Raw genomic sequence first — 23,185 nt, forward strand, 5'->3', positions numbered from 1 at the left:
GAAATTTTCCTAAATTTAACAACAAACTCAGAAAGAAATGAGCAATGGTAAAAACACTAACCATAGCAGATCGTCTGAGCCAGAATTATCTCAGGATATCATTCTAGCTCCTAAAAAAAAGGAAGGTAATACTAATTCTTCCTTAATCGAGATGTTATTAAGGTTGTTGAATAGCATCAAAATTATGCCAATCTTGATGTTCTCAATACTAAAGAGATTTGGCAGAATCACATCTCAGTTATCTAAAAGCATCAAAAGAAGTGTGACGATCGCTGCACTTGTGGTGGTAGCAATTTTGGCTGGACACACATTGTCAGCCCAACTAGTATCAGCCCAAGTAGCTACACTACCTCCACTCAGTGCCGTACCAGTTCCAGAACCAGATAATATTGGGGATTTTATTCGGAATAAGACAGCTGCGATCGCTCTAGGAAAAGCTTTGTTTTGGGATATGCAGTTGGGAACTGACGGTATTCAATCCTGTGCCAGCTGTCACTTCCATGCAGGTGCAGACAACAGGTCTAAAAACCAAATTAGTCCCGGAAATGATAATTTCACCATCGGTGGTGCGCCGAATTATCAGCTAACAGCAGCCGATTACCCATTCCACAAACTAGCTGACCCAACTAACAATAATTCCACTGTTTTAGCTGATACAAACGACGTTGCAGGTTCTCAAGGAGTCTTCCGAACACAGTTTAATGATGTGATTCCAGGAAGCGATCGGGATGATGTCACCCCCCTAAAGGACACAGTATTCAACGTCCAAGGTACCAACGTTCGTCAAGTCACCGGTCGAAATTCCCCCAGCGTGATTAATGCGGTGTTTAACTTCCGCAACTTCTGGGATGGACGCGCTCAAAATATCTTTAACGGAGTCAATGGATTTGGCGCAAGAGATCCAGAAGCTCTGGTTTTGAAAGCATCTACTCCAAGACGCTTAGAAGATGTGCAAGTCCGGTTGAATAATTCCTCACTCGCTTCCCAAGCAGTAGGGCCACCACTTGCAGCAATTGAAACATTTGCCGAAGTCCCTCCGATCGCACCCTTTGCACCATTAGTCGCTGATTTATCCGAAACTGACAATACAGTGAAAATTAGCGATGTTGCCAGTGGTCGGGTAATCAACACTATTAACAACGATGCAGCCGAGTCAACACCGGAATCATCTAACAATGCGATCGCTTCCAGACGGCGACCATCAACCCCCACTACACCCTTGAGAAGATTTGGCAGAAAACTGGGTAAAAAGCTACTGGCAGTTCAACCACTAGCAAAGCAAGTTGTGGCTTATAATGACAGCGTTTTGGGACTTCTCAGTAAATCAACCCGAAATGTACCGCAAAAGGGACTAAACATCACCTATGAAAAATTAATTGAACAAGCCTTTCAACCACAATGGTGGCGATCAAACATGGTGATTCGTGTTGATCCGCAAACTGGCGATCGTTCATTCTATCGCAAACCCAGAAAACGTCCGTTGAGTACCATAGAGTACACATTACCGGAGTATAACTTCTCACTGTTCTTTGGCCTGGCAATTCAAGCCTATGAAGCAACTCTGATTTCTGATCAAACACCTTTTGACCAGTTTCTGAGCGGAAAAAACTCCGCCTTAACTCAACAACAACAAAGAGGATGGCAAATTTTCCAAAACCAAGGTATTTGTATTGCTTGCCACACTGGAACAGAATTGACAGCCGCTTCTGTGAGCAGAGTCAAGAGCGTCGGACGCATTGGACGTGTACCAGTACCTCCTTTCCCACCTGAAGATACAGGCTTCTTCAACATTGGTGTTAGACCCAGAGAAGAAGACCCCGGTCTAGGTGGAAAAGACACTTTTGGTAATTCCCTCTCAGAAGCAACACTCGCTCAACAAGGTAAATTCCAACAGATTTTCGGGGAAGCACCTCCCACCCTCAATCCACCATTGACTCCGAATGAAGAAGTGGTATCAACTGGAGCCTTCAAAGCTCCTGGTCTGCGAAATGTAGAACTCACTGCTCCCTACTTCCACAATGGTGGGCAGTTAACCCTACGACAAGTAGTAGAGTTTTACAATCGGGGTGGAGATTTTCGCTCATCTACCAATTTAATTCCCCCACTTAACTTAACAGAAGCGCAAAAAGACGATTTGGTCGCCTTTTTGCGAAGCCTAACTGATGAACGAGTCCGTTATCAAAAAGCACCCTTTGACCATCCACAATTGTTGATTCCCAACGGTCATCCAGGAAATCAAAACTCTGTTGTTGTCAATTACAGTGTGCAAACTGAAGATGGTACTCAACAAGCTGCTGATTCTTTACTGGAAATCCCCGCAGTTGGTCGTAATGGTGGTCAACCATTGCCAAACTTCCTCAGAGTTAATCAATAAACTAGTTTAGTACTGGTTAATTGAATGACTGATTTATTAACTGTATAACATCACAAAAAAAGCCTGGGTTACCAGGCTTTTTTTATTGAGGGGCTTCTAGAAATTAAATTCAGTTATGACCAGAATCAAGACACACATATAGCAGTCCTAAATCATTTGTAAAATTTCTATAGCAGTTCTTACTTGCTTGTAATACAGTTGGAACCCCACCCCGCATTTGCTGACGCAAACGCTCCCCTCCCCGCTTGCGGAGAGAAGTTGCGTGCGGGGGTTCCCCCCGTTGAGCAAACTTCGGGGGAGGGGTTGGGGGTGGGGTTGAAATGTACCTCATCCAACCGAGAACCGCTATATATCTTTTTCTTCTTTCTTACCTTTGCGTCCTACCCTGCGGGAAGCCGCTATCGCGTCTAGGCGTTCTTGGTGAAGCAGTCCGGTCTTGGGGGTTTCCCCCATGAGGAACTGCTGTTAGCGCAGCGTTAGCGACGCAGGAGCGTCACCCGGAGGGCGGTTCGTTTCCATATCTATGTTGTTCACGACTCATTTAAGATTGCTATGCAATAAATAGGGTTTGCTGAAAAAGTTATTTGGTGGGGATTTTTCTGTAGGGTGCGTGACGCAACGAGAAGATTTGAACGTAGTCATCAGATTTATCACGCCACACACCAACCACCAATTGTGACACTTAGGTAAGTCCTACTTAAATAGGTTGTAGGGGTGAACAGCCGTTCACCCCTACAACCTCACACTCATTCTTAACAAACAACCTTTGTGCTTAAGTCTTGTATGTACTTATCAATCTTGGGCAATTTCCTCAGAACTCTTTCTGAGAGTTTGGCTGGCCAAGGCGACAGAATGATCGTAATACTTTCTAAAGTCAAATTTGTCCGGCCAGTCTTGCTGAAAATCGTATCTACCGGGAGCTAGGATATTATTTGGGTCTAACGCCCGTTTTAATTCTTGTAGTAATTTGCCATAGTCATCTTTGGGTGTTGGTAAAGAATTCATTGCTGAAGTCGTTAAGCGATAAGGAATATAGCCTTCTAGGATCAATTTTTGCATCATTTCATCATGACAAGCGATCGCTCTTTCATCTTCTCCAGGCACATCTCTATCGTAAACAATCGCAACAGTCATATCGATACTTCTTTCTGTGACACATTGCAGTCCAATATTTGGCTCAAACTGATATCGGATAGCGATTTCTTCAATAATTTTTAAAGCTGTTCTCACATGCTTGCCATCAAAAGGTACACTAGGAGCCAACCAAATCAAACCACAACGATCTCTGTCTGGATTCATATTAGATGGTACAGGCTCTCGCTTTCTCCAGTAAGCCATAGAAATAACTTTGTCAGTGGGGATACCTCGCTGGAGATTTTTATTATAGAAAAAGTCAATTATACCTCTTAAATCTACTCCAGTAATCAATTTATAAATAGGGCGAATGATTTCTAAAATTTTTGCTTTACGCTCATCAAAAAATACAATTTTATTAACTGTTTTCTTCAATGCTCGTTGAATTAACTTCCTTTCAATTCGTCCCTGTTCTTTACTAGCAGAGTATAAAGCGCCTTCACCAATCCATAAACCACCACCCCATGCCTTTCTAAAGTTAGGCATTAAATCTTCTGGGAGGGGTGTTTTTTCATTAGTATCTTTCCAAGGATATTGTTGTTTTGTAGACAACATACGATAGTCATTAAAGATAACAAAGCTATTTCTTAATAGTCCTTGTAACTTTAAATTTTGCAGAGTATCGATAAATTCTTCAAAAGCAGCATCATCTTGCAGAGAATAGAAAAAAGACTGGAAATATTGAGGTTGGGGAATTAACCAGATTGTCATTTGTGTAACAATCCCAAAGTTAGACTGTGTAAATATGCCATCTAAATAAGGGCCTATTCCCCAACGATTCACCTTAGCAGCTTGAGCATTTGCAAAGCGATCAAATCCAGTATGAATCAATTCTCCTGTTGGTAAAACAACTTCAAATCCGCAGACATTAGCAAATCTATCGCCATAAGGCCCTTTACCAATTCCTCTTTCTAAGATATTGCCAACTAAACTGGAATCGGAAGCACTTCCTGTCACAGACATCATTAAGTTTGACTGATGTTTTTGTAAAAACTCAAACAGTTGTCCCTGTGTGACACCAGCTTCTACAGTCACATAAGCCAACTTCTCGTCATAATCCACAATTCGGTTGAGCCTACTCAATTCCATAATCACGCAACCATCTTGAGTAGGCACTTTTGAACCATATCCCCAATTTTTGCCTGTACTCACAGGGTAAATAGGTACTTTATATTTGTTTGCTATGCAGACACACTCTTGGACTTCAGCACAGTTTCCCGGTCGAATAATGGCCAGCACTTTCTGAGTTGTTGCAAATGTTGCAGTTTCAGCCGCCGAGATGGATTTTTGATCAACCACCACATTATCTGGACTTAAAAGTTCTTGATATGCTTGCAGTACTTTGGCTAAGTATTCCATATTTTTGGGTTAAGTACTAGATTGTTGATAATTCAAAATGTTGGTATCTCACCTCTAAAAAAGAGGTGAGACTAAATTCCGATTTCTCACTAGTGGCGTAGTCAAGCTAAATCAGTGCATCAAGATGAAGCATCTTTGTTGCAAAAAAGTTATCCTCCAAAAAAAATTAATGCAACATTCTTAGTCTTGAGTCGTCACTATTGGAAAGGTTTTCAAGACAATGAAAGCCTAGCAATCAGTTCTCGGTACGGGGGCGCTGGGGTAGTGAAAATTTAGCAATAATAGCTCTTTTACTTCTCCAGCTTCCTCGGCTTTCTTTTATCTACGAAGTTTTAGGAATTTCTAAGTTAGTTAAACAAGCGGCTTGCGAGCAGTTGTAATCTCACCTGGACAAAGCATCAAACTAACATTGCGATCAAATTGAATACGCCCATTTAAACGCATTCTGTAAGCTCTAACTTGAGCCGCTTGATGTTCGAGGTCAGCTTGAAGTCTTTGTTCCTCGGAAAAGTACTGTTGAGCAACAATTGAAGAGTTAATTCTGTAATTGAAGCTTTGTTCGCACTTAACATTGATAAACCCTGATGTGGTGAGCCATCCGTATAGCTCTTCTCTGGTAAGAAAATGACGGTTTTTGGCTAAATCATCCATACCAGCATAAGTATCTTTGACTCTCGCAATTTCCCGTAGTTCATCCCTTTCTTGTGGATCATCGAATAGCATACCAAGATTCACAAAAAGTCCGCCTGGCTTCAAAACTCGGTAGATACTACGATAAAGCTCTAACTGATAAGAGCGAGGAATTTCATGGTTGGAACTTTTAATCATGACTCGATCAAAAGAGTTATCGGGGATTCGGATGTGAGAGTCGCGGGAAGTCATGGTTAAAATATCTCCCCAAATCACCTCTGCGTTAGCTTGTGCAAGCTTATTGCTGGCAAACTTGGTTTGTACCTGTGAGTACTCCAGTACAACGAGTTTAGGACAATCAATTTTGTGTGTCAGACAGTATTGATAAAGCCCGTGCGCTAGGTTGCCATCTCCTGCCATTGCATCTAGAACAGTCTGAGCTTTTTCTGGTTCTAACAGCCTGAATATCTGATTAATTAATTGAGAGTCAAATCCGTTAATTGCATCTTGATCATATTTTCCAACTAAGTCAAATCCTCTATCTTCTTGTAGTAAAACCATTGGAATCCTCCAGTTATGTGAATTGTTGTTGCAGATTCAGGAAAGAAAAGTCAGCAACTCAAACAGTTGTAGCGATCGCCAAGAACGCTGCAAAATTAAGAGTAAGATTGCACTGTTTGGGTAAAATGAGAGCTTTATTTTATACCGAAGTTATTTTGGCTAAATACTTTGGTTAAGCTCTAATCTTTAATCATTCCTAATCCGGAATGTTTCGCAGATAGTAACAAAACTTTACAGTTCTCCCTTTCATCCTTCCCAAACCCTTGATTTTTGGTTTTATTGTGTAAGTTCTATGTATATGTATGAAATCAAAAATCCTAATGACTGTTGTAAAAATCGAGGTTTTGATATCTCTAGTGTTTGAGGAGTGGAAGTGGTTATTTGCTCCCAAATACTTAAAAAACTTTACACTTAAAGCTTAATATTTTATTAACTTTCAATTCCGTCCCATTTGTAATACGCAAAATTTAATATTCAAAAAGCTTTTAAATGCACACTCAATTATGTATAATTTAATTCACCAAAATATATCATTAAATCGAGTTTTTACTCAAACTAAGTATGTTATCAGTTTTTTTTTGAAGATTAAATTTAAGCAGCCTACAGTCAATTTAGCAAAAATTTTTTCCCAACATATACCAGCTTTTCAACTATATCTATTGCAATTTCAAATACTAACCGTTACTAGCATCATTTTAGGATTATATCTAACACCTAAAACAGTCTTAGCTCAAAACATCATCCCCGCCAACGACGGCACAGGTACAACAGTTGACCCGCAAGGCGACAAAATCAATATTAGTGGTGGTAGCCTCAGTAGCGACAAAGCCAACCTCTTTCATAGCTTCAGCAAATTTGGACTCGATGCCAACCAAACAGCCAACTTTTTATCCCAACCATCCATCCAAAACATTTTAGGCAGAGTCACAGGTGGAGACGCATCCATCATTAACGGCGTAATTCGCGTCAGTGGTGGCAATTCCAACTTATATTTAATCAACCCCGCAGGTATTATCTTTGGACAAAATGCCAGTTTAAATGTACCAGCCTCCTTTACAGCCACTACAGCCACTCGTCTCGGTTTTGGGAATAATAACTGGTTAAATGCTGTTGGCACAAATAACTACAGTCAACTTATTGGTACACCCAATAGTTTTGCCTTTGATAGTAGTGTTGCTAGTGCGATTTTCAATCAAGGTAATTTAGCTGTACCAACTGGCAATAATCTCAGTTTATTTGGCGGCACAGTAGTGAGTACAGGCAGTTTATCAGCCCCTGGGGGTAACGTCACAATTGCGGCTGTACCGGGAAGTAGTTTACTCAAAGTCAGTTTGGCGGGAAATCCGTTGAGTTTGGAAATTCAACCGTTAAATGCAACTAATAATAATTTGCCATCGAATGATTTAGCGGCGTTATTAACTGGTGGTGGTGGTGGCAATGCCACTAATTTAGTTGTAGATAATGGTGAAGTAAAGTTAACTGGTTCTGGTTTGACTGTGAGCAATGGTGATGTTGTTGTAACTCAAAATATTATCACTGCTGATAGATTTACTGGTTTAGCAGGCGCAGTTAATATAACAGCAGAAGGTAATATTACAACTAATAATATTGATGCTTCAGCTTTCAGCCGTTTTGAAAATGCTACAGCAGGCGCAGTTAATTTAACAGCAGGCGGTAATATTACAACTAATAATATTGATACTTCCGCAGCTTTAATTTTGGGGACTGCTAATGCAGGTGCAGTGAATTTAAGGGCTGGTGGTAATATTACTGTAGGCAGCATCAATACAAGTGCGATGAGTATTGATGTTGGTCAAATTAATTTTATCAATGCCAATCTTCCACCTCAAGCTAGAATTTCGTTGCCTGATACACCCCCACTTGCTCAAGGTGGTAATGTTAATCTTTTAGCCAATGGCACTGTCAGGGTAGTAGGAGAAATTCTTGATAATGATCAGCCTACCGGGAATTCGATTTTGACTAGTGCATTTACTCAACCGGGTTCTGTCACGATTCAACATAACGGCGGCGTAAATAATGTGCCATTTGTGGTAGGTAATGCTAACTTGAATGGCACCAAAGCAGCTATTAATGTCAGTCAACTTAGTTTTTTTAATCAAACTTCAACTGTTGCAAACATCATCATAGATAGCAACGATTCCCAAATTACGTCGACATCACCAATTAACACTTTTCCTGTACTGCCACTAGGCGGAATGGCAGAAGGTACACCTGATTTAATTTCTATTATTTCTGTTAATACTCCACCGACTTTAACAGGTAATTATAATTTACCAGATACTCGCCAAAATCGTCCTGTTACATTTACCCTTGGTTCATTAAATATTAATCCTAATGATGTTAATAATGATGTCAGCAAAATAATTGTAGATAAGATATTATCTGGTTTTTTAAACTTGCAGGATGGAACACCCGTTACACCAGAAACTATTTTAAATTCCAATACAGTTTTAGTTTATACACCACAAAGGGGTTCTGTTGGTCGAGTACAAGCTTTTACAATTAAAGCAAGTGATGGTGTTTCTGAATCTGCACCACAATCAATCAATGTTAATATCACGCGACAACCAATAATTATCCCTCCGCCTATTACTGAGCCTCCTGTAACAGATAATCCCTCGCCTAACCCTAGAACAAATAATCCTCCTCCTGTAGATACGGATAATTCTTTTAATCCCGAAACAAATAATCCGCTAAATATAGACCTAACTAATGTAGTTGATTCGGAGACAGAAGAAAAGAAAACGGCTAGTATTCCAATTTTAGAAAAAGATCAGTCTTTGCTAAATGTAGATGTAGATAAAGAGATATCTAAAATTGATGCTAGATTTACTAACCAGTTTGCCCAATATTTAGGTACAGGTACACCACCAATTAAAGGTATTAAAGAAGCTAGTGAAAGTTTAGTCAATATTGAAAATGCTACAGGTGTAAAACCTGCATTGATTTACATTTCGTTTGTGCCGAAAACACTCAAGCGGAGTGTTTTACCAGAACAAAAACTCACGCCTCAAGCTGATGATGTTTTAGAGTTAGTTGTAGTGACGGGTAAAGGTGAGCCGATTCGGAAAGTAATTGATGTGACGCGATCGCAAGTTTTAGCTGTAAGTAAACAGTTTACCAACAATATTACCCAACCAAGTTTGTCAAACAACTATCTTACTCCGTCTCAAAAACTATATAACTGGCTGATTGCACCTCTAAAACCTAACCTACAAGCACGGCAAATTAACAATTTAGTGTTTATTGTGGATGCTGGCTTGCGAACTATGCCCATAGCGGCACTTTATGATGGTCAACAGTATCTTATAGAAAACTATAGTGTTGGCTTAATGCCAAGTTTGAGCCTGACAGATACCACATACGTTGATATTAAAACAGCCGAAGTTTTGGGGATGGGTGCATCTCAGTTTATGAATCAAGATCCCCTACCATCTGTACCTTCAGAGTTAACTACTATCACGCAAAAACTGTGGCCTGGTAAAGCCTTTTTAAACGAAGCTTTCACCTTAACAAATCTGAAAACTCAACGACAGCAAAAAGCCTTTGGAATTGTTCACCTAGCAACTCACGGCGAATTTAATTCCGGTGCGCCGAGTAACTCTTATATTCAATTGTGGGACACCCAATTAAAAATGGATCAGATTCGCCAACTGGGTTGGAATAACCCACCAGTAGAATTGGTGGTGTTGAGTGCTTGTCGTACAGCCTTGGGTAATGAAGATGCAGAATTAGGTTTTGCTGGCTTTGCGGTGCAAGCTGGTACAAAGTCGGCGTTGGCGAGTTTATGGTATGTTTCCGATGAAGGAACACTGGGATTAATGACCCAATTTTATGAGAAGTTGAAACAAGCACCTATCAAAGCCGAAGCCCTGCGGCGATCGCAAGTTGCTATGCTGAAAGGGCAAGTGCGAATAGAAATGGGTAGGTTGCGGACTGCGCGGGGTGATGTTCCTTTACCACCAGTTTTACTAGAATTGGGTGATAAAAAGTTGACGCATCCCTATTTTTGGGCGGCTTTTACAATGATTGGAAATCCTTGGTAATGATATGGGGAGTGTGGGGAGTGTGGGGAGAGAGGGGGGAAAGATTTCTTCACTATCCTCACACACTTGTCACACCTCCCACACCTTTCACACCTCCCACCCATTCCATTTATTGCATAATCATCCGTGCGACTTTATCCATAACTTGACTCAAGGGATGTTCTGGATGACGTAAGCAGAATAAATCGCTACTGGCTAGTTGAATTAATTCTTCTGCTAGGGGTAAAATTCCGGCTACGGGTGCGTTGTAGATTTTTTCGACTTGTTGTTTGAGGGCATCAAAATCTAAAGCTGGAAGTGCTTTATTAATTAACAACAACATATTGGGTACTTCCAGTTTGCGGGCTACTTCTACGGTGACGGCTGTACCTTGAAAATCTTGGCGATCGGGGCGTAAAATTAAAACTAAAATATCAGAAATTGCAATTGAAAGTAAGGTTTCTTCGTTGAGTCCTGGGTGAGTATCAATGAAGAGGAAATCTAGTTGTAAAGCAGTTAGTAATTTTTGAAAGCCTTCGTTAAGTAAATTAAAATCAAATCCTTCCCGCAAGACTTTGGTAATATCTTTGGCTTTAATACTAGAAGGGATGAGATAAATTCGTCCTTTTTTGTTTGCTGACTGCCCTAAAACTGAGCTAACATCATAAGCTGACTCTTCAATATTACAGCGCCCCCAAAGATAATCATTCAAGGCATATTTCATTTTCTGCTCATCAAAACCAAACAAAACATGAATCCCTGGCGATTGAATATCTGTATCAACAATGCCAACCCGATAACCATAACGTGCAACAATTCCGGCTAGGTTAGCGGTAGAGTTTGATTTACCTGTACCGCCGCGAAAGGAATGGATAGATACAATTTTTGACATGATGAAATTGATTTTTGTAGGCGAACCACAGAGACACAGAGAGCGAAGAGTAACATAGGAATCCAGTTTGATAGTACGTAGGATGTGTTATCGGCGAGATGACAGCATCTACTTCATACCAATTCTGTATGAAGATGCACTAAATTAAAGAACGAACCACAAAGGGCGCATAGACGCGATAGCGGCTTCCCGAAGGATAGGACACAAAGAAAGAAAAGATAAAAGATTAAATGCAGCCTCACATAGAATTGGTATCACAGCTTTCGGTGCGTTACGGCTTACGCCTAACACACCCTACACATACTGATTGTTTTCAGAAATCATTTAGGATGGCTATAGTTGTCAGAATTTTTACATAGATTTAGAGTTTATCCCAAATATTTTGACTGAGTTTACTTTTCTTTTTTTCACCAAAGTAGGGTTGATAGTAGATTAATCCACTATCATCTATTTCTTGAATAAATCTTTGGGTAACTAAAGTTTTTAGTTGCTGTTGTGCCAATTCTTCTGTAGTTTCCAAATGGCTTACTACTTCTGCTAAAGTAACTTTTTGCTGGCGAGTTATCCAATTTATTAGTTGTCGCTGTTCGTCTGGTAAATCGAGGATATCTAATTGACTATTTTGGGGAGATGATTGGTTAGGTTCTGGGTAATTCATGATGATTATTTGTTTTCTTTCAATTTTTTACTACGACGTTGTAAATATGCTAGGTATTCTAGTTCGTCTGGTTCTTCAATTGTGGTTGGTGTGGTGGTGATTTCTAAGTTATTGCTTGGATTTTGAGGTAGTAAGGTTTCTTGGGAATTAATTTGGTTACGTCTGTCGCGGACTTGCTGGAGATAATCTATTTCTGTAGGTGCAGAATTAGTAGGTTGAGAAATGATGGTATCAGCTAACAGATGATTAGTTTCTGGGGTATTTACAGTAGGTAAAATTGTGGGTGGGAAGTCTTCAATATTATCTCGCCCCCGCAAATCTTTGGCTTTTTGTTGTAGTTCTAAAAAGTAGTCACTTTCGGTAATTGCTGCTACTTCTTGATTTTTTTTGTCTTGGTCAATGTCAATATTAATTTTGAGAAAGCCTTTGACTGTTTTTACAATTGTGGCGGCATATCTGTCTATTAAAACCACAGCAACAGCACTGCCTAACAAACCTAAAACTGGTGGAACTAAAGGTATCCAACCAGCTTGGAGAAAGATGATATAAGTACTACCTAATAATACAGCGATCGCTACACCGCCACCCAATATCAACAGCCAAGGTTTGCGAATTTGCCAAGCTAAAAATCCCCCAACTAATGACCAAGCAAAGATCCACAACCCTTCTTGCCATTCATTCCAATACCAAAATAAAGGTCGTTTATCTAAAACTGCACTTAATATTTGACTAGCATTTTGGGCGTGGACTACTACCCCTGGCATTTTTTGGCTATCGGCTGCACCCGCGCTATAAGGTGTGTAAAAGGTATCTTTGACAATTTGGGCAGTATAGCCAATCATCACAATTTTGTCTTTAATTAAGGCTGGGTCAACTTTATCTGCTAAAACATCGCTGAGGGAAACTTGCTTGACGGCGTTTTTGGCAGAACGATAGTTTAGTAGTATTTGGTAATCTGATGTATCAATGTTGTGATAGCCGCCAGCTTTTGGTGTTAGGCGTTTGAGAACGGTAGAATTAAACTGTAATTCACCAGATTTGGTCGGTTGTGGTTCAATTCCCTGGGCGGTGAGGTAACGCACCACCATTTGAAAACTCAGCGATGGTAGTTGATTTTCAGGATCATCGATATTGCAGATATGTTCGCTGGGTTTGGGCAGTTTGGAAGCTTTAGGAACGGAAATCATCATTCCTTGGCGGACTGTACCACCAGCATCTACAGGAAAGTCCGCCACCCCGACTCTATCTTCAGGAATCCCAGGTGCGGCGGCGATACCGGGAGAATCAGCTTTACTCAGAACGCAAACAGCCGCTATATTCTCGTTTTCTGCTAAGATTTGCATTAAATCTGCTCGACCTGCGGCTGCACCTTGTTTTACATCCCGCAAAATATCTATGCCAATCACGCGCGGTTCCTGTTCTGCAAGTTTTGTTAATAACTGCGCCATTGTGCCGTCTTCAATGGGATATTCCTTGCGGGTTTGAATATCGTTATCATCCACACCCACGATTAAAAAGCGATTGTCTATTCCTTCGTCGGGACGCGATCGCATTAACCAATCAAATGCAGCTAACTCCATCCCCTGCAAACTTCCCAATTCTCGCAATCCCAAAATTAATCCCGCGATCGCTACACTGGTGAGAACAACTGTTCCGCCAATGGTGCCTACTGTTTGACGGAAATTACGCTGTTGGGAATTTTGACCGACCATTGGCCTTACCTCTTTCTGGATTAGCTAAAGTGTAAATGTTAAAAAATAGCTCGTTTCCCCAAGAAATTTCGATGTAATAATTGTTTGCTGTAATTAATATTTTGCGAATATGCGTCCAAATTACCTGTTTTGCTTCACTCTGTCATTAGCTATTTAATATTTCTCAATGAAATTGGTTTGAAAAAACAATAGATGTAGCCACCCTGATTTCTCGAATCCAGGACTTACGCAAAAGTAGGAAAAAACGAACCGCAAAGGACGCAAAGGACACAAAGTTATAAGAGTTTTAGAGAGTTATTGCATAAGTCATAAAATAATTGGGCTATCTGTTGAGTTTAAGAATGATTGAGTAATGTTATAGTGTTTTCACCGAGGCTGTTTTAAGTCAGAATTAACTAAGTTTAGGCAGAAAAGATTCACAAACTGAAACTTTAAATATTCGTAAATAGTCATTCATAAAAACATACATATTGTAAAAAATATGCTCAACAAAAACTTACTATTAATTACATTAGGCTTAACTCTCATTCCCGATTTGCTGTTGGGGACAATCCCCACAATTGCCGTACCTACCAATAGCATTGCTCAATTCGGTGTTCCGCGTTCCACACCCAGATTATTTCCGCGTCGCCGTTCTCTATTAAGATTTAAAGTGCCAGGAATCCGGGGTTCGCGCAATTTAGAAGCAGGTGCAGCCAGAGGAAAATGCAGCCCGCAAGATATTAGTGGAGTTTTACCACCCAAACCGCCCAAAAGTGCCGCTAATCAAATTCCCGTAGAATTAACAGTGAGCGATCGCCCGACGTTTTTTGTCAATGTACCCCAAACCTCTGCACAGCAAGCAGGATTTTTACTCCGGGATGAAACTGGAGAAGAATTACTTGACAAAACTCTGCCAATTACAACCAGCAGGGGAATTATGAGCTACACCTTACCGCCAGATTTTGCAGGGTTAGAAATCGGGAAGAAATATCGATGGCGCTTGTCTTTACTGTGTGATGCTACCAACGGCGATCGCAGTGGCGATCCAACCGCTAGTGGCTGGATTGAACGCATCGAAGTACCCCCAACCGTAGCAAGTAAATTACAAACAGCAACACCTAAACAACGTGTCATCATCTATGCAGAAAATGGTTTTTGGCATGATACCCTAAAAACCTTGGCTGATTTACGTGCTGCCCGTCCCAATGATTTAACTTTAGTTCGAGATTGGGATGATATTTTGCGATCGGTCGGGTTAGAAGCGATTTCCCAACAGCCGTTAATCCCCCTCCACCCCACAACAGCAGCTAATAAATAAACCCTACTTTCGGTATGGGGTTCTCTCCTCCTCACAGGTGTAGTAGTCTGCCAAGGAAACTTTGCGTTGTGGTCAGCAGAGGAGCAGAGGGGCAGAGGGGCAGGGGGGAAAGACTTACTGCAAGTTTCTCCCCTGCTCCCCTGCTCCCTTGCTCCCTTGCTTACCTCCACGTAGCAATTTTGGGTTGGTACACTAGTAGGTTTTTAACAGAGTGATGAGTAGCAACTCTAAAAATCACGATTTAATCAGAGTTCCATCCCCCTCACACCCTGGTTACTGAGCTTGTCCTGAGCTTGGACGAAGGGCGCAGCAGTTCGCGGAGCGTCTCGCTGAGAAGTACACCCCTACACCCTAAATCAATGTTTTTGGGTCAGAACGTAAAAATTCTACCCCTGTCAGGTTCTCTCCTCCGTCCATATCCTTTGTTTTCTTCCTTGACGATGGTTAAATATCAAGGTATTTAAATGCTTAATATCCTGTCACTATCTAACCATGTCTACCGCACAAAACAAGGCCATCGCCCTGGAATTTTACCAAGCCTTTGACAATGGCAGTGTTGAACAAGCCAAAAAAATTATCGCCGCAAATTTCATCGCCCATACAACAGGCGCATCGGAACCTCTCGATTTAAATGGTTTTATCGAGTATGGGTTGATGATGCGTAATGCTTTTCCTGATGGGAAGCATACATTTGCAGATGTGATTGTGGAGAATGATAAAGTCGTTACCCGTGGGACATTTAGCGGTACTCATACAGGAGAATTACTGGGTTTTCCGCCCACAGGTCAGCCAGTGAAATTTGCCGTGATGCACATAGACCAGATTGTTGACGGCAAAGTGGTAGAACATTGGGGACAGGCAGATATTATGGCTTTGATGCAACAACTGGGTATTCTTCCCCCATTCATGTAATCGGTATGTTGCTATATGAAAATCACAGTTAGGACTTACGCATCAAAATGAAAAATCAAGGGTGTAGGGGTTCAGGGGTATAGGAGTGTACTTATTCAAAATCCTTACACCCCAAACCCTTTCACCCTTACACCCAATCTTCACAGATAATCTTTGTGCGTCAGTCCTGACTAGTAATAGCGATGATTTCTGGACGCAGTTCCAAATTTGATGTTTAAACTACTAAGACACGTAAGTCTTTTTCTGATTACAGCTTGTTTGCTGTTGGCTTGTCATAGTTCAGCGCCAACAAAATTGCAACGTCCGCCTTTGAAAGTGCAATTTGGCTCGTTTGTCGGGGAGTATCCTGGAATAATTGCTCAAGAAAAGGGATTTTTTCAAGCCCAAGGGGTAGATGTAGAACTAATTTATAAAAGATATGCAAAATTAGAACAAGCAAATTTCAGTGCTGGTAAATATGATGGAATTTCATTATCATTAGGAAGTTTCATGATTTTGAGTGCCACAAATCCTGATATTCAAGGAGTGATTGTGATCGATGAATCAACAGGTGCAGATGTGGTAGTTGCCAAATCACAAATTAAAATCATTGCTGATTTGAAAGGGAAAAAGTTAGGGGCAAATCTCGGCGGTTTTAGTGAAGTGTTTGTGACGGAAATGTTAAAAAGTGCCAACTTAACTAGTGATGATATCAGCTTCGTACAATCAGAAGCTTTAGATATTCCTCAACGTCTGAAAAATAATGTGATTCAAGCCGGACATACTTGGCAACCTCATCTGACAGAAGCTGTGAAATTAGGGGGACATATTTTATTTACTAGTAAAGAAACCCCTGGCTTGATTTTAGATATGATTATCTTTCGTAAAGATATCATCCGCGATCGCCCTGAAGATATTCGTGGATTTGTGCGGGCTTGGCTGCAAGCCTCAAGCTATTGGAAAGACCATCTTCAGGAAGGAAACACCATCATCAGCAAGGCTTTAAATATTCCCATTCATACCCTGTCTCTAGAGGGCATCAAACTCACTAATTTAGCCGATAATCGCCAGTTTTTTCAATCTAGTAACCCTCATTCTATCTACAAAACTGCCAAGATATATGCAGACTTTTTCATTCGTGCTGGAAATGTCACCCGCCTTCCAGAGTTAAAAGGTTTGTTCAATTCTACCTTTGTGAACCCTCCCTCATAATTTAAAGCTATGCAGCGAACATTTTTGGGCGGTATTCGGAGTAAGTTAATTGCTTCATTTCTAATTGTAGCTTTAATTCCCTTGCTGTTACTGTCTTGTATTAACAAACAAACCACAGAAACAGCACTGACTGAAAATGCAAAACAGGCTTTATCTGCGGCGGCTAAGGAAACAGCAAATAGAATCGATGCTTTTATTGATGCTAATTTGAATGCGGTGCGGGTAGAGGCAATTTTACCAGGGTTGTCACGTTACCTGAGCTTAACTCCAAAACAACGAAATAATAGCCAGGAAATGCAATTGGCGACAGAAACTTTAAGTCGCCTCAGTCGCAAAGATATGCTGAATATTCTCTCGTATTCTTTGCTGGATTTAAACGGGAAAAATGTTTTAGATACCCACACATCGAATATTGGTAAAGATGAATCAGCCGCAGATTATTTTCAACAACCATTGCATACTGGCTTATCTTTTGTTTCTAGCATGAAGCGATCGCCACAAATTCCTGACCTTGTTACCCTGGTTTTTAGTAGTCCAGTCCGCAATGCCAAGGGTAAAATATTGGGGGTATTGCGGGTTGCTTACAATGCAACTGTGGTACAGCAGTTAGTCACCAGAGAAACTGAACGGGCTGGGGCTAAAGCCTTTGCGATTTTGTTAGATGAAAATCATATTTATTTAGCACATAGTACAGCACCAGAACTACTATTTAAATCAATTGTACCTCTGCCTTTGGAAGTAGTAACACAACTCCAAAAAAAAAGTCTGTTGCCTAATGCTCCTGTGGAACAATTAGCAACTAATGAATGGCAACTCAAGCAAGCATTAGATAATCAACAATCATATTTAATTACATCTTTATCAACAACAGCCAATCAGGTAAATTTGATTGCGATCGCTCATTTAAAATATGAACCTTGGTCGGTATTATTTATTCGCCCCCTAGCAATTGCCCTAGCACCTGTAGACAAGCAAATTACTGATGCTATGTTGCTGTTTGCTTTGATTGCTTCAGTAGTAACAATCATTGCTATTGTGATTAGTCAACTGCTCACAAAGCCAATCATTTATCTTACCAAAATTGTTGCTCAGTTTACCGCAGGTAACTTAGATATCCGCGCCAAAATTAACTCTCAAGATGAAATCGGTCAATTGGCGACATCTTTTAATAATATGGCACTTCAGTTACAAACATCTTTGACAACTTTAGAACAACGAGTCCAAGAAAGAACAGCCGAGTTAGTCATTGCGAAAGAAAAAGCGGAAGATGCAAATCAGAAATTAGAAAAACTGATTAATCTTGATGGTTTGACTCAAGTAGCTAACCGACGCTGTTTAAATATACAACTACAAGCAGAATGTCACCGCCTCGCACGCGAACAACAACCTCTTGCACTAATTTTATTTGATGTTGATCAATTCAAACTTTATAACGATTGTTATGGTCATCTTGCAGGTGATAATTGTCTAATCAAAGTAGCACAAACAGTTCAACATATTCTTTATCGTCCTGCTGATCTTGTGGCGCGTTACGGTGGAGAAGAATTTTTAGTATTACTACCTAATACTAATTTAGTAGGAGCGATAACTGTAGCGCAAAGAATTCAGGAAGCAATTCATGAACTGGCGATTCCTCATGAGAAATCTAGTGTCAAGAATATCATCACTGTGAGTTTGGGTATTACTTCTGTTATTCCCACGTTAGACTTCAAGCCAGATACATTCATCGCCTTGGCTGATCTAGCACTTTACAATGCCAAAAAACAGGGACGCGATCGCTATTGTAGCGCCGAGGTAGGAGATAGTTCACAATTACATGAATCCGGCTGACTCGTATAATCTCTGCACCATTGCCGTAATTTTAGCCCCATAATCTAAATCTGCTGACCAACGACCAGAAAGTTGACTAACTAAAGGTGCAATTCCCCTGGTGACAAAGCGAAATCTAGGGTCAACCACTTCATTTACTAACGGTTCTAAACTGGCGTAAGCTTTTAAATGTTGAATATGCGCCCTAACTCCAATTCTGGCACTATCAAACGCCGCCGCATCAGAACCACCGCCAATACTCCCCAGTCCAGCAAAGTTGTTTTGTTCTGGTCGAATATCACCACCAAAGCGTAAAAAACCAGTTTCAACACACATTTGGCAAAAGGCGATATCGTAATTTACCCCTTCAATTGAGGCTTCTTCTCGATAGAGTTTGGGAATATCAGGAAACTTGGCTAAAGCATTTTCATTATTATTTCGCAGAAAGAGTTGTAGCTGCACTTCGGAAGTGTTACCACGGGAGATAATTTGATCCATCTGACCTTTGCAGATCACTAAAATCGAACGCAGGTTAACAGTGCGGGTTGTACTATCCCAGTTGACAGAAATATTAAAGTCCCGCAGTTCCACAGCTTTGACATAGACAACTCGGCGATAGGTAATTCGGTTGACATTGGCGGCTGTTGTTAAGTCAATTCGCAAGCGGTCTACTAAATCAATGGGAATATAAGCATTACCATTAACTAATATTCCTTGTTCTGAATAACTCTGCCCATTGATGTTGATATTAATCGATGGATAAGTTTGTTCGGTGGGAGTTCCGGGTGTAGGGTCAACAACACGACTCCAAGAAGCCAAACCATCAGCAATACCCAAAGCAAAATCACGGCGACGGTTTTGCAGCAAGGCGCGGTCATCAGGGCTGCTGAGAAATCCCACCTGCATTAATAATGAAGGCAGTGTTGTTTGACGACAAAAGGCTAAACGTCCCAAGCCACTATCGCTATCTGGTTTCACTCCCCGATTCGGTAATTGGGGAACACGGCGTAACAAACCCACTAACAGCAGTTCACCATTACTTTTACGCTCATTATTACTGGCAATATAAAATACACTAGCCCCACGCACCGTTGGGCTACTGGCGGAATCAGCATGAATTTCCAGGGCGACATCTCCCCGACGACCACGAGAATTAATCCAAGTGATGGTGTCGGCGGCGCTTAAATCATCAGGAACAGCCAAAACTTCAAATGTCCGCGCCCGCAGTTCTGTAACAATTAAATCCCGCAGCAGAATCATTTCTCTGGCTTCTGTAGTTCCCCCAGCAATTGAACCTGGATCGATTCCTCCTGCTTCTTTGCCTCCGTGCGCCGCCGAAATAAAAATACGCCCCATCTTCAGTATTTCCTCTTAAAAAGTTAAGCGTAAGCAATTCTATAGCGGTTCTCGGTTGGATGAGGTACATTTCAACCCCACCCCCAACCCCTCCCCGCAAGCGGGGAGGGGAGCGTTTGCGTCAGCAAATGCGGGGTGGGGTTCCAACTGTATTACAAGCAAGTAAGAACTGCTATATACATAATTCTTCTTCTAGCAACAAGAATATAATAGCTATCAGAAGTATTTTGTCATTAGTCATTTGTCCTTTGTCCTTGGCAATGACCAATGACCAATAACCAAGGACTAATATGTACATTCCCCGCTTGCACCCAGACACAATTGAGGAAATTAAACAACGTGCTGATATTGTGGATGTGGTATCAGAACACGTAGTTTTACGCAAGCGTGGTAAAGATTTTATCGGTTTGTGTCCCTTCCATAGCGAGAAGAGTCCTAGCTTTACAGTCAGTCAAAGTAAGCAAATGTATTATTGCTTTGGCTGCAATGCTGGGGGAAATGCAATTAAGTTTTTGATGGATTTGGGTAAGCAGTCGTTTACGGAAGTGGTGCTGGATTTAGCGCGGCGCTATCAAGTAAATGTCCAAACCCTGGAACCTGAACAAAGACAAGAATTACAGCGTCAATTATCGTTGCGGGAACAATTATATGAAGTTCTCGCAGCCACAGCCAATTTTTATCAACACGCCCTGCGTCAAACCCAGGCGCAAAAGGCTTTACAGTATTTACTGGAGAACCGCAAATTAAAGGAAGCAACTATTCAGCAGTTTGGTTTGGGTTACGCCCCTGCTGGTTGGGAAACGCTGTATAGATATTTGGTGGAAAATAAACATTATCCTGTGCAGTTGGTAGAAAAGGCAGGATTGATTAAGCCGCGCAAAGAAGGGGGCGGTTATTATGATGTGTTCCGCGATCGCTTGATGATTCCCATCCGCGATATTCAAGGGCGGGTGATTGCGTTTGGGGGGCGCACATTGACTGATGAACAGCCAAAATATCTCAATTCCCCAGAAACCGAACTATTTAATAAAGGTAAAACTTTATTCGCCATAGATTTAGCCAAAACCGGAATTGCTCAAGTTGACCAAGCTGTGGTAGTAGAAGGGTATTTTGATGCGATCGCCCTTCATGCGGCGGGGATTAACAATGCTGTGGCTTCTTTGGGTACAGCCTTGAGTTTAGAACAAGTCCGGTTAATGTTACGTTACACCGACTCGAAACAGTTAGTTCTCAACTTTGATGCTGATAAAGCCGGGACTAACGCCGCAGAAAGAGCGATCGGCGAAATTGCAGATTTAGCCTACAAAGGTGAAGTCCAACTCAAAATTCTCAATATTCCCGATGGTAAAGATGCTGATGAATACTTGCATACTCATACCACAGAAGATTATCAAAGCTTGTTGCAAAATGCGCCACTGTGGTTAGATTGGCAAATTCAACAAATTACCAAAGACCGCGATTTAAAACAAGCTACCGATTTTCAACAAGTAACTCAGCAAATAGTCAAATTACTCAAAAATATCGCTAACACCGATACTCGCAACTATTATGTTTCGCACTGTGCGGAAATTCTCAGCTTGGGTGATACGAGATTAATCCCCTTACGGGTGGAAAATTTGCTGACTCAAATCGCCCCGAATGTAATTAAATTTTCTCAGCCGACAACCACAAAAAGAGAATCGAGTAGCAATAAAAAAGCACCAGTTCCACAAACAGATAAAAGTCTTTTAGAACGAGCCGAAGCTTTATTATTACAAATTTATTTGCACTGTCCCGAACAGCGAAAAGTAATTATTAACGAACTGGAAGAACGAAATCTAGATTTTAGTTTGTCTCATCATCGGTTTTTGTGGGGACAAATTTTAGAATTAGAGGAATCTAATACTCAGCACTCACACTTCGACTCCGCTCAGTATGCAGCAGCCAGCACTCACACTTCGACTGCGCTCAGTGTCCAGCACTCAAAGGAAGATTTAATCTCCAGCTTGCAAGATAGATATTTAGAATTAGGTGAAGAAATCGAATTAATCTCACATTTATTTCATTTAAATGAAAAGAGTAAAAAAGAGCTACTCCGCACCCCGCAAGTTGTCCAAGCTGCAACTGCTGGGATGGAAAGAGTATTGCGAGAAAAACGTTATCGTCACTTTTTAGAATTATGGCAACAAACCGATCCAGACGCAGAGCCGGAAAAATGCCGAGCTTATTATGAGGCATTTTATAACGAAAAAATCAAACTGCAAGAACTCGATCGCCAGCGTCAATTTTCCATCACTGATTTGTTATGAAAGTTCGAGCCTTTTTCCAAGCTGCGACGGTTGAAAATATTTCGCCACCATATAACAGTATTCACCTCAAGGTTTTCTACCCAGAACCAGAACAAAATTTAAGTCTTGTTGCTACTGAAACTCAAGCATCTAAGTTTCCAGTCGTGATTTTGTTCAACGGAATTAACTGTGGCCCGGAAATGTATCAATGGTTGGCGGTGAAATTAGCCGAGTTTGGGCTGGTAATTGTGACATTTTCCTGGATTGCGGAAAATCTACCTGGGTTTGTGGCGATGACTCCTGGCGTTGATTTGAGTATGCTGGCTCCCGATAATTATGGTCAAGGGGCGACAGCTTCAGCTTTACCCACATTGCTGAAAACCTTGGAACGTTTGCAAGTGGAAGGGATTTTGGCTGGCTTGCTTGATTTAGACAAAATCATTCTCGGTGGACATTCTGCTGGTGGTAAAGTTGCAATTGAAAGTGCAGATCCTAAATTTTGCTCACAGGTAGTAGCCGCCTTTGCTTATGGCGCACATACAGCAGCAACTGTACAACTAGGGTATAAAGCTGGGACAATCTTATCCTTACCAGACTCCTTACCGTTACTCTTGATTGGCGGAACTTGCGATGGCGTGATTGCGAACAGTAGCAATAACTATGGCGTAACTTGGGAACAACCAACAACTCCTATAATCAGGACTTTCCAAGAAGCGATCGCAGGTGGTAGAAATGATAGTTATTTACTGATCCTCGAAGGCGCAAACCATTTTTCTGTTACCCATCCCTTGGATACCACTATTAGTAGACAATTTCTTGACTTTCCTGCTACACAACAAGAAGCAGAACTCCGAGATTTAATCGCCCAAATTATTCGTTTATTTATTGATGCTCACGTTCGTTACCAAACAACCGCGCTAGAAGCTCTTAATCAAATGTTAGTTGCTCAAAATCCGTTAATTGCATCATTTAATCGCAAGTAAA

14 protein-coding genes are annotated in these 23,185 nt (G+C 41.1%); 8 read left to right on the top strand and 6 right to left on the bottom strand.

What is annotated here, in order from left to right:
* The first annotated feature begins 37 nt into the window (after positions 1-37).
* Complete coding sequence (locus H6G77_RS08880) at positions 38-2,374, top strand: cytochrome-c peroxidase (protein WP_190871366.1); 2,337 nt, start codon at positions 38-40, stop codon at positions 2,372-2,374.
* A 792-nt stretch (positions 2,375-3,166) separates the two neighbouring features.
* Here the strand turns inward: H6G77_RS08880 and H6G77_RS08885 are convergent.
* Both H6G77_RS08885 and H6G77_RS08890 read right to left on the bottom strand, forming a co-directional pair.
* Positions 3,167-4,867, bottom strand: coding sequence for an FAD-binding oxidoreductase (locus H6G77_RS08885; protein WP_190871367.1), 1,701 nt, complete (start codon positions 4,865-4,867; stop codon positions 3,167-3,169).
* A gap of 351 nt (positions 4,868-5,218) precedes the next feature.
* A complete protein-coding gene (locus H6G77_RS08890; protein WP_190672277.1) occupies positions 5,219-6,058 on the bottom strand; it encodes a class I SAM-dependent methyltransferase in 840 nt (279 codons plus the stop codon).
* Positions 6,059-6,636: 578 nt separating this feature from the next.
* Here H6G77_RS08890 and H6G77_RS08895 point away from each other — a divergent pair.
* Positions 6,637-10,125, top strand: coding sequence for a CHAT domain-containing protein (locus H6G77_RS08895; protein WP_242049168.1), 3,489 nt, complete (start codon positions 6,637-6,639; stop codon positions 10,123-10,125).
* 109 nt (positions 10,126-10,234) lie between these two features.
* Here the strand turns inward: H6G77_RS08895 and H6G77_RS08900 are convergent, their stop codons facing one another.
* The 3 genes from H6G77_RS08900 to H6G77_RS08910 form a co-directional block, all read right to left on the bottom strand.
* Complete coding sequence (locus H6G77_RS08900; protein WP_190672272.1) at positions 10,235-10,996, bottom strand: MinD/ParA family protein; 762 nt, start codon at positions 10,994-10,996, stop codon at positions 10,235-10,237.
* Positions 10,997-11,357: 361 nt separating this feature from the next.
* A complete protein-coding gene (locus tag H6G77_RS08905) occupies positions 11,358-11,654 on the bottom strand; it encodes an ArsR family transcriptional regulator (RefSeq protein ID WP_190593274.1) in 297 nt (98 codons plus the stop codon).
* 5 nt (positions 11,655-11,659) lie between these two features.
* On the bottom strand, positions 11,660-13,366 hold the full coding sequence (locus H6G77_RS08910; protein ID WP_190871369.1) for a CHASE2 domain-containing protein: 1,707 nt from the start codon (positions 13,364-13,366) through the stop codon (positions 11,660-11,662).
* Between the two features lie 481 nt (positions 13,367-13,847).
* On the opposite strand from H6G77_RS08910, the gene H6G77_RS08915 reads away from it, so the two are divergent.
* From H6G77_RS08915 to H6G77_RS08930, 4 genes are all read left to right on the top strand, one after another.
* On the top strand, positions 13,848-14,666 hold the full coding sequence (locus tag H6G77_RS08915) for a DUF928 domain-containing protein (RefSeq protein WP_190871370.1): 819 nt from the start codon (positions 13,848-13,850) through the stop codon (positions 14,664-14,666).
* Positions 14,667-15,158: 492 nt separating this feature from the next.
* Positions 15,159-15,578, top strand: coding sequence for an ester cyclase (locus tag H6G77_RS08920; RefSeq protein ID WP_190672266.1), 420 nt, complete (start codon positions 15,159-15,161; stop codon positions 15,576-15,578).
* A 210-nt stretch (positions 15,579-15,788) separates the two neighbouring features.
* Positions 15,789-16,769 (top strand): ABC transporter substrate-binding protein, encoded by a 981-nt coding sequence (locus H6G77_RS08925; protein ID WP_190672263.1) that lies wholly within the window; start codon positions 15,789-15,791, stop codon positions 16,767-16,769.
* Positions 16,770-16,778: 9 nt separating this feature from the next.
* A complete protein-coding gene (locus tag H6G77_RS08930) occupies positions 16,779-18,599 on the top strand; it encodes a sensor domain-containing diguanylate cyclase (protein WP_190593279.1) in 1,821 nt (606 codons plus the stop codon).
* Here the strand turns inward: H6G77_RS08930 and H6G77_RS08935 are convergent.
* The gene (locus H6G77_RS08935) at positions 18,582-19,934 is read right to left on the bottom strand and encodes an N-acetylmuramoyl-L-alanine amidase (RefSeq protein WP_190593280.1); all 1,353 of its coding nucleotides are present in this window, start codon (positions 19,932-19,934) and stop codon (positions 18,582-18,584) included. The two genes, H6G77_RS08930 and H6G77_RS08935, sit on opposite strands and share 18 nt — an antisense overlap.
* 290 nt (positions 19,935-20,224) lie before the next feature.
* Here H6G77_RS08935 and dnaG point away from each other — a divergent pair, with 290 nt between their 5' ends.
* Positions 20,225-22,222, top strand: a complete 1,998-nt coding sequence (gene dnaG, locus H6G77_RS08940) for a DNA primase (protein ID WP_190871371.1) — start codon at positions 20,225-20,227, stop codon at positions 22,220-22,222.
* Positions 22,219-23,184: a dienelactone hydrolase gene (locus H6G77_RS08945; protein ID WP_190871372.1), complete on the top strand. Its 966-nt coding sequence runs from the start codon at positions 22,219-22,221 to the stop codon at positions 23,182-23,184. The genes dnaG and H6G77_RS08945 overlap by 4 nt, the downstream gene beginning before the upstream one ends.
* Position 23,185: the final 1 nt, after the last annotated feature.

The organism is Aulosira sp. FACHB-615, assembly GCF_014698045.1.
In the GTDB taxonomy this organism is placed as follows: domain Bacteria; phylum Cyanobacteriota; class Cyanobacteriia; order Cyanobacteriales; family Nostocaceae; genus Nostoc_B.

Coding starts and splice junctions, on each gene's coding strand:
- H6G77_RS08925 (WP_190672263.1), top strand. CDS start 15,789: ATGTTTAAACTACTAAGACACGTAAGTCTTTTTCTGATTACAGCTTGT.
- H6G77_RS08915 (WP_190871370.1), top strand. CDS start 13,848: ATGCTCAACAAAAACTTACTATTAATTACATTAGGCTTAACTCTCATT.
- dnaG (WP_190871371.1), top strand. CDS start 20,225: ATGTACATTCCCCGCTTGCACCCAGACACAATTGAGGAAATTAAACAA.
- H6G77_RS08935 (WP_190593280.1), bottom strand. CDS start 19,934: ATGGGGCGTATTTTTATTTCGGCGGCGCACGGAGGCAAAGAAGCAGGA.
- H6G77_RS08910 (WP_190871369.1), bottom strand. CDS start 13,366: ATGGTCGGTCAAAATTCCCAACAGCGTAATTTCCGTCAAACAGTAGGC.
- H6G77_RS08900 (WP_190672272.1), bottom strand. CDS start 10,996: ATGTCAAAAATTGTATCTATCCATTCCTTTCGCGGCGGTACAGGTAAA.
- H6G77_RS08930 (WP_190593279.1), top strand. CDS start 16,779: ATGCAGCGAACATTTTTGGGCGGTATTCGGAGTAAGTTAATTGCTTCA.
- H6G77_RS08880 (WP_190871366.1), top strand. CDS start 38: ATGAGCAATGGTAAAAACACTAACCATAGCAGATCGTCTGAGCCAGAA.
- H6G77_RS08920 (WP_190672266.1), top strand. CDS start 15,159: ATGTCTACCGCACAAAACAAGGCCATCGCCCTGGAATTTTACCAAGCC.
- H6G77_RS08905 (WP_190593274.1), bottom strand. CDS start 11,654: ATGAATTACCCAGAACCTAACCAATCATCTCCCCAAAATAGTCAATTA.
- H6G77_RS08885 (WP_190871367.1), bottom strand. CDS start 4,867: ATGGAATACTTAGCCAAAGTACTGCAAGCATATCAAGAACTTTTAAGT.
- H6G77_RS08945 (WP_190871372.1), top strand. CDS start 22,219: ATGAAAGTTCGAGCCTTTTTCCAAGCTGCGACGGTTGAAAATATTTCG.
- H6G77_RS08890 (WP_190672277.1), bottom strand. CDS start 6,058: ATGGTTTTACTACAAGAAGATAGAGGATTTGACTTAGTTGGAAAATAT.